The sequence below is a fragment of the Rhizobium mayense genome, assembly GCF_030272705.1.
In the GTDB taxonomy this organism is placed as follows: domain Bacteria; phylum Pseudomonadota; class Alphaproteobacteria; order Rhizobiales; family Rhizobiaceae; genus Rhizobium; species Rhizobium mayense.
The window spans coordinates 23,434-31,366 of record NZ_JARFYM010000048.1; the positions used below are offsets into that span (position 1 = coordinate 23,434).

General features: G+C 56.9%; 5 protein-coding genes and 2 pseudogenes. 3 read left to right on the forward strand and 4 right to left on the reverse strand.

Annotated elements, in window-relative coordinates:
* Positions 1 to 310: 310 nt before the first annotated feature.
* Positions 311 to 1,618, forward strand: coding sequence for an alkaline phosphatase family protein (locus PY649_RS31845; protein ID WP_285872906.1), 1,308 nt, complete (start codon positions 311 to 313; stop codon positions 1,616 to 1,618).
* A gap of 38 nt (positions 1,619 to 1,656) precedes the next feature.
* On the opposite strand, the gene asnB is transcribed toward PY649_RS31845, so the two are convergent.
* The 3 genes from asnB to PY649_RS31860 are packed head-to-tail and all read right to left on the reverse strand — an operon-like array spanning position 1,657 to position 5,120.
* Positions 1,657 to 3,546, reverse strand: a complete 1,890-nt coding sequence (gene asnB, locus PY649_RS31850; protein WP_285872907.1) for an asparagine synthase (glutamine-hydrolyzing) — start codon at positions 3,544 to 3,546, stop codon at positions 1,657 to 1,659.
* A 31-nt stretch (positions 3,547 to 3,577) separates the two neighbouring features.
* A complete protein-coding gene (locus tag PY649_RS31855) occupies positions 3,578 to 4,492 on the reverse strand; it encodes a class I SAM-dependent methyltransferase (RefSeq protein WP_285872908.1) in 915 nt (304 codons plus the stop codon).
* A 16-nt stretch (positions 4,493 to 4,508) separates the two neighbouring features.
* Positions 4,509 to 5,120, reverse strand: a complete 612-nt coding sequence (locus tag PY649_RS31860) for a CDP-alcohol phosphatidyltransferase family protein (protein WP_285872909.1) — start codon at positions 5,118 to 5,120, stop codon at positions 4,509 to 4,511.
* 1,121 nt (positions 5,121 to 6,241) lie between these two features.
* On the opposite strand from PY649_RS31860, the pseudogene PY649_RS35245 reads away from it, so the two are divergent.
* Together PY649_RS35245 and PY649_RS35250 are read left to right on the forward strand one after the other, a co-directional pair.
* Positions 6,242 to 6,289, forward strand: a pseudogene (locus PY649_RS35245) (hypothetical protein); the annotation flags it as partial.
* 74 nt (positions 6,290 to 6,363) lie between these two features.
* Positions 6,364 to 6,471, forward strand: a pseudogene (locus tag PY649_RS35250) (ribonucleotide-diphosphate reductase subunit beta); the annotation flags it as partial.
* On the opposite strand, the gene PY649_RS31875 reads toward PY649_RS35250, so the two are convergent.
* Positions 6,458 to 7,933 (reverse strand): thioesterase domain-containing protein (locus tag PY649_RS31875; protein WP_285872910.1); only part of this gene is annotated, 1,476 nt, incomplete at its 5' end. The pseudogene PY649_RS35250 and the gene PY649_RS31875 sit on opposite strands and share 14 nt — an antisense overlap.

Below are 7,933 nucleotides of genomic sequence, written 5' to 3' on the forward strand. Positions count from 1 at the left end.
CAGGAGCTCCGAAACGCCGCATTCCAAACATGTTGTTGCTAGCCGGTCCAAAAGTGCTTCGCCGCAAACAGGAACCAAGTGTGCATCATAGCGGCCGCTCCAAAGACGTATTTCCCGGAAATCGAGGAGGAAAATCGCGCGCGTTGCCATTGCCATCATAACACCCCTCTTTGGCCAAACAGACATTGGTTAAAGCTTTCGACCGATCCCAGCGGGCGGCCGGCTTCTTGCGAAATTTCCAAATGACAGGTTCACATTTGCGTCACTCAGAACGGATAAAAGGCCGTTTCGACTTTTCCCAGGTGGCCAAATGATGAAGCCCGATGCGTCAACGCACGTTTCCCCACTTACAATTCCTGCTGTCACGCATCAGCCGGTGCCCAGTAAGGCGATCGTGATTCTGGTGGATGGCGTAAGCGCCGACTATTTTGTAAAACACAGATACCGGCTTCCGACGCTGTCGCGCCTGGCGGGCGAAGGGCTTTCGGTGGAGCGTCTGCGCTCGACCATGCCCGGCACCTCGATGCCCGGCCGCGCCAGCATGATGACCGGAGCAGAGCCACAGGTGAACGGCATCTACGGCAATCACATCGTCAAAGACGGCTCCTTCATCTGCGCCGACGCGCAATACATGCGGGTGCCGACGATTGCCAAACTCGCTACGAATTCGGGACTGGATGTCGCCTCGATCGGTGCTGGTCTCGTCGACCCTGCCGATTGCAACATCTTCGTACCTGCCTGGTGGGAACGTGGCTTTTTGCAGGGAAGCCGGTTCTTCAAGAGCCTGCCCGAAGATCGCCTCGGTCGCGCCCGGATAATCAAGGATCCCGAGGGCCGCTTGGCCGCGGCTGGCGTGCTCGACCTCTTCGGGTTTCCCGCCGCACGGAACACCGTTCCAAGTACACCCTTGATGGCGGGACTGGCCGCTGACCATCTGATGGTCAACGCGGCGGGTGCGCTCGCATGTTCGGACAATCCGCCCGATCTCATCTTGACTGAAATCGAAATGACCGATGCTATCCAGCACCAATTCGGCTATGAAAGCGAGGCGGCGCATTGGTCCATCTCCATGGCAGACCTGATGATTGGTGCGTTGGTCGATGGATTGCGACGGGTCGGTCGCGAAAGCGACTATGCCATCGTCGTCGCGAGCGATCATGGCCACAGCGCCGTCCACACGGCCCTCTATCCGCAGGCCATCCTTCCTGATCATATATGGGAAAGCGAAGGAGCCACCCTTCACGTGTTGGTGGACGGGTCGCGGGACCGCACCACCGTCGGCCAACTGTTGGGCCAACACAAAGTGGAGGCATGGTCGAGCGATCACGTGCCGGTAGCCGAACGGGCTCTGGTAGCAACCTATGTCGCCCCGCCAGGATTCTCGTTTGAGGAGACGCCACTCGGCACGACTGCTCAGACCCCAACCGGCAAAGCGCAATATGCTTCGACCCATGGCTTCCGTCCAGGCTCCATCGAAGACGACCGTATGTGCCTTTTCGGTCTTGGCGGCATCGAGCCTCGCCGGTTGGCCGGAAGTTCTGCCGAGGCTTTCGCTCCGACCGTCGCACAGATTCTCGGCCTTTCGAGCGCCTCCTTCGCTGCGCGGGGTCTTCTTTGAACGGCGCTTGCAAGAAGGGGTCGGAGAACACAGCTTCCTCACGCTAGGACCTCCCGGAAGAAGAGCGCGAGATTGGCAAGAAGCCAGAATTTTCGGCCAAAGGAGTCGGAAGGATTTGTTCGACCGCATTCGAACCAGGTCCTCAAGGCGTTAAGGTCGAAGAGATCGCCGAGCGGCGATTCTTTACCAAAAACGAGATTCCGATAGGCCCTGGATCGCTCCGCGACGGCCCACTGACCGAGCGGAAGGGGAAAACCCATCTTCTTCCTGCACAGAACGGACTGGGGCAGGACCTTGCCATAGTCCCGCCGCAGCGGATATTTCGGCACGTCGAGACGCTCGCTGAATGAGGTGATGGGGGAGCACAGCGCCTGGACCGGGGCGATCGCCGATTTCCACTTCAGCCGCTCTGAACTCGAGATAGCCATAGCGGCAGCGACTACTCGATGATCGGTATAGGGCACGCGTGCTTCGAGGCCTGCGGCCATCGTTGTATTGTCGACCATTTCCAGCAAAGCTGGCAGATGCGTTGCTACAAAGACATGGGCGATCTGACTGAAGAGGTCACCGTCTGCCTCGGCAAATTGCTTCTCGAAATGCGCGAAAAGTTCCTCGCCGTCGTCGGCGCTAAATCTGCCGCTGATGGCAAGCGACCGGATCTCATCAAAGGGGAAATACGAATAGCGGTCGAGGAAAAATTGCAGCGGCCGTGCATGAGGTCCCAACGCGAGTCGGCGACGTGCGAGTTTCGCGATGGCAGCCGGGAAGGTCGCCACGAGCCTGCTTCTGTTGTAGTCGTACGGCAGGCGGAATAACCGGCTGTAGCCCGCGAAAATCTCGTCCGCTCCCTCGCCGGTAAAAACAACTTTGTGCTCCTTGGCGACGGCCTTCGCGAGAGTGAACATGGCTGTTTCGTTGTGCATGCCAAGGGGATGACCTCGCAGGCGAACCAGCTCGGCTACCGCATCAATATCTGAGGGTTCTCCGATGGTCACCACGCGGTGGGGAAGACTTAGATGGGCCGCAACCTCGCGCGCGTAGCCGGTCTCGTCGTAGTCAGCACCATCGACCTTTCCGGTATAGCAGATGGGACGTACCGGCGCGCGCGCGGAGAGCTCATAGGCGAGGATGCTGGAATCTAGTCCGCCCGACAGCAATGCGGCGACCGGAACGTCGGCAACTAGCTGGCTCTCGACCGCATCGCCGACAAGCGACCTAATATCCGTCTTGGATAATCTTCTTTCAGGCGGACTTGCCAGGCTCCACCAACGTTCACACCTTACGTGCCCGTCCTTGACTTCTAGCAGGCATCCCGGCTCCAATTTTGATATGCCGGCAAACAGCGTTCTGGCGCCGACGACGGCGCGGAAGGAAAGAAAGCTCAGCGCTCCTTTCATATCGGGCTTACGGACAACGCCGGGCCAGCGAATGAGTGCGTTGGGCTGCGAGGCAAAGAGCACCCCGAAATCTTGATCCATATAGTAAAGCGGCTTGACGCCAATGCGATCGCGCGCAATGAACGAAAGAGATCGGCGCGGGTCGAACAACGCGAATGCGAATATACCATTGAGACGATTCAGGAACGACTTGCCCCAGGCAAGATAGCTCTTGAGGAGAACCTCGGTATCCGACTGCGTCGAAAATTCGAATCCGAGCTGAGCCAATTCGCATCTCAGTTCACGGTAGTTGTAGATCTCTCCGTTATAGGTGACAACCACGCGGCTTGCCTCATCGCGGAACGGCTGGTTGGCCCTAGCATCAAGATCAATGATGGATAGCCGTCGGTGTGCGAATGCGACGGCGCAGTCGATATAGCGGCCACCGGCGTCCGGCCCGCGATGGGCGAGAGCCTCGGCACAATAGTCGACCGCGGTGGCGGGGACCGAAGCGCCGGGCTGTTTGAGTATGATCCCAAAGATTGCGCACATGGATGTCGCGTTCGTCCTAGAGTGATTATTATTACTGCCTCGGCCTTTCGCCAATCATCTGGATGCAGCCGTCGCCGAACCAGAACCGCGCTAGCGGGTGGTCATAGTGGCGATACATCGGCGCAAGGAAGCGGCGCAGATTGTGAAAGGCTCGGGTGTAGCGAGAGATGCGGCGGATATTCGCGAAGCCGCATTCAGCGAACCAGTCCCTAATTTGAATTTCGGTAAAGTCGAAATCGTGATAGGTCGGCGCTTGGAAGCGGTCTCGGATCGTCACGAAGAAATCCTCATCGAATAAGCTGCGGAAGAAGTCGTTTTCCTTCGAAAGATATTCGGCCTCCTCACGATCTTTCGTGTCCAGCAGCCAATCGATGGCTTGGCGCGCGCTAGCCGCATTGAGATTGTCAACCGAATGGCGAAATTGTAGGTCGTGTTTATAGAGTTCGCGCAGGTGATTGATGCATCGGTAGACGACACCATTGCCGGTGCCCATGACTGTTATGAAGAGCTTGCCGTCCGGGCGGGTAACGCGCGTGAGTTCTTCGAAGCCCCTTCTCGGGTCGCTGGTGTGAGGCAGAACCCCAGCGCAATGGACAAAATCGAAGCTTCGATCATCAAACGGCAAGTCAAGGACGCTTCCGGCCACGAGCGCTGAGCGGGCGCCAAATCGGCCGAGCCGCTTGCTCGCGCAGTCCATCCACTCACTACCTAGCTCCAGCGACGTGACGCTACGCGCACCCTTCTCAAGAAACGCATAAGACGCATTCGCGTTTGATCCGCATCCGGCGTCCAGTATGTCGAGACCGCGGAAGCTTCCCACGGGAAGACCGAAATAGTCTTCTTCGATGAGCGATGCCAATCTGTCGAAGATGTGATCGTCATTTTCCTGCTGACGCTGGTATCGATCGAAGACGGCACGTGTTTCAAGCTCGAAAGCGCTTTCCATGACTTCCTCCCTTTGTCTAGGATGCCAATTCACTCGTCAGCAGGGCAATGGAACCGGCTACCACAAGGGTCAGATTGGTAAGGCGCAATTTAGTGCCGGTCCCGGGGAATCTGAAACTGGCAAGATGCAGGCCGGATAGCACAAATGCTGCACCGATAAGGGCAACCCCGAGATGGCGAATTCGCAAATAGTGGTCTGCGGCAAAGAGAATAGCGAGCACAAAGACATCGTTGTTAAGCGGAAGACCTCTGCCGAAGCCATCCTCATCGAGACCAAATGTTGAAAAATATGCGAGGCGAAGTGCACCCGAAAGCACGAGGCAGAGCGCAGCCAGCAAGGCCGGCCCGGAAAAGGCGTTGAAAGACAAAATCAGGACAGATGGAAAAATGCATGCGTAGACGAGATCCGCCAGATTGTCGAAGGCGCCGCCAATCTGCGCCGTGAGGGCCGATCTGTTCCGCGAGCATTTTGCGATCATGCCATCTGCATCATCCGCCAGAAGCGCCCACAAGGAAAAACATATCGCGAGCTCAAAATGTCCAATGAGGGCAAAATAGATGGCGGTTGTCGCGAAGACGAGGCCGAGGGCGGTAACGGCGTTCGCCGGATCATAGAGATAGCGTATCATGGCTTACTCTGCCGCAACTGACACCACTGACATGGGCCCACTGGCGAAAAAACACTCGGCATTTGCAGGTCTCCTTCGCTGTAGATCTCCTGCCACCGCAAGTCATCAGACCTGGCCGCTACTAGTTGCAGGCCAACGTCTTTCGATGGGGTGTGAAAGGATCTCTCCTGTATAGGGCTTTGTCGCAGCGCAGCCGATTAGGTGGTCAGGTGCCAAAACCACCCTGTGGGAATCGTGCCGCAAGAGGGCATCAATCTGAGAATCTTGCTCAGCAACATTTCTTATCTCCAGTCATTGAATCTCCCCGAGCTATCTCTCACTCCTGGTAAGCAGCTCTCGCGACCTTTTGATGGGCAGCTTCAAAATTCATGCCAACATGTTGAGAGCTTCAAAAAGGCAATTTTTGATTTCTATTCCGTGGGTTAACTGAGAGCACCCAGAAAGTCCGACAATAGCTTTGTCGTCAATTCGCCAAAACCGTTGTCCAATGGTATCGCGAACTCCGAGCGCGAACGAACCCGCCTGCCGTTGCCTATTGCGTGCTGCGCGTTGTGCTGGAAGAACATCATTATTCAACCGATAATGCATCCTTCGGGAGCGCGACTTTCAATGCACGGGCGCAGCACGGATCAACTACGATGCTCCCGCGTGAAACTCTTACTGCCGAAATACAATTTTCCAGAACCGGACGAGGAGAAGATTTGGCTCGCGCTCGGTTCGGAGTGATTATGGCGATCCCGGCGGAAAAGCACTGCCGCGTGGCAGCTGAACGGGGGTTTTCTCACTTTGTAAAGTTCATTCCCCATCGCTGAAGATGCCACTGCCGGCGGGCATCTAACGAAAACCAAATGGTCACCCCCGCGGATCAAAGTTTCGGGCGTCGTACTTGCCGATCACGAAAAGCGCGCGAAGACAATACTCGCGCCGCGCAAAGGCGCGTACGCTAACGAGCGCCTAGGGAAAGGTGCTTCGCTCAGTCAAAAGGATGCCTTTACATCGTACTTGTCTATTAAGCATATCCGCATCCGTTACATCCCGGTGGCGAGGCGCGGCCTTAGGCCGACTGCCAGGAAGCGGTCGAGCATTGCATTCACCTGGTCAGCCACCTCGATGGTGTTGAAATGGCCATCGGCGTGCGGGTTTTGGTCATCGACGAGGTACACAACATCCTCGCCAGCACTTGTCGCAAGCAACGCATCGCCCTGAGTCACTGCGCTTCCTCAGCATGGAAAAGGTGGCATAGCTTAACGCGGGACTGTGTTCGGCTTTTGCGAAATACGCAACCCTCTTCGCGGAGACGCAAAATCCATTTCCCTGGATGTCAGAAGCGATGGATCTCAAGAAAGTGAAGTTCGAACATTCGTTGTCGATGAGCTGTTCAGGGTCGTTGATATGCGTCGAGCCAGAACTCGGCGGTTTTCCGGGACACTCATCATGGTCAGATGGTCGCCTGGAATTGGAACGGCATGAATGGCCTCTGCACTTAAAATCCGGTCCCAACCTCGCAAAGGCGAATGTGCTTCTGGACCTATCGGAATTTTGCGAGATCGTGCCCGATGACTGATAGAGCTGTTGGCATAGAACTGGTGTATCTCAACCGGCAGAGACGGAAGTCGATACAAGTTCAGCGCCCTTCGAAACTGCAAGGCCTTTTCATACATCAAAATCTCCTTCTGGAGATCACGATCCAGAGGTAACCCTCCAAGTTTCTGTGCCATTTCGAGGAGCTGAGAAACTGAACTTTGGTCAGCGATCCGTTCGAGTATCTCGAAGGAGTCGTCATCTAATTCGACAGAGTCAAGAAGCACCTCTCGCATCATTTTGGCCGGCGATAGCCTTGACGGATTTGCAGGTAACACAACATCGATTAGAGCAATGAATGACACAGCGTCACCGGGACTTAGCAAGCAATGCGCAATTGCGTAAGCTAAGATTGCCCCTGATGAGTATCCGGCAAAGCGGTACGGACCCTTTGGCTGGATCTCTCGAATTGCCAGGCTTAGCTCCGCCGCCATTGCCTCGAGAGTTGGCGGACAAACGTCATTGAAAGGCGGCCATGGCAAAGCGTAGACAGGACATTCTACGTTCATTTCCTTCGCCAAACTCAGGACATAGGAGCAATCGCCCAAACCTGTGGGAACAAAGAACAGCGGCGGCTGCGATCCGGTTTCTCGAACGCAAATCACTCCCGGCCTGCTGGGTTGTGGTTCCAAATGAACCTTTGACGCAAGTTCCTTTAGAAAAGGGGCTTGGAAGAGGTTAGCGGCGCTCAGCTTGAACCCAAGATCGAACGCGCGACTGAGCAACTGCACCGCCAAGAGGGAGTGGCCGCCGAGCTCAAAGAAATTGTCATGGCGTCCGACCCGCTCGATCCCGAGAAGCTCCGTCCAGATCTGAGCCAGCGCCGTCTCGATCTCGCCCTGCGGTGCCTCATAGGGGGCCCGCGCATAGGCGTCGTCGTCGGGAGCGGGCAGCGCCTTGCGGTCGAGCTTGCCGTTCTGCGTCAGCGGCAGCGCATCGAGCCGCACGAAGGCCGACGGCACCATGTAGTCCGGCAGGCGGGCACTCAGATGTGCGCGCAAGGTGGCGGCAAGCGCGCTTGCGTCCTCCTCCTGCGGTCCGGCCTCGGGCGCACAGACCACATAGGCGACGAGCCGCTTGTCGCCCGTTCGGTCCTCTTGCGCCACCACGACGGCCTCGCGCACCAAGGCGTGCTCGCAAAGCCGTGCGGCGATCTCGCCCGGCTCGATGCGGAAGCCGCGGATCTTCACCTGCTCGTCGTTGCGGCCGAGGAACTCCAGATTGCCGTCCGG

Bases quoted from the DNA above. Each gene is read 5' to 3' on its own strand.
- PY649_RS31845 (WP_285872906.1), top strand. From the start codon at position 311: ATGATGAAGCCCGATGCGTCAACGCACGTTTCCCCACTTACAATTCCT.
- asnB (WP_285872907.1), bottom strand. From the start codon at position 3,546: ATGTGCGCAATCTTTGGGATCATACTCAAACAGCCCGGCGCTTCGGTC.
- PY649_RS31855 (WP_285872908.1), bottom strand. From the start codon at position 4,492: ATGGAAAGCGCTTTCGAGCTTGAAACACGTGCCGTCTTCGATCGATAC.
- PY649_RS31860 (WP_285872909.1), bottom strand. From the start codon at position 5,120: ATGATACGCTATCTCTATGATCCGGCGAACGCCGTTACCGCCCTCGGC.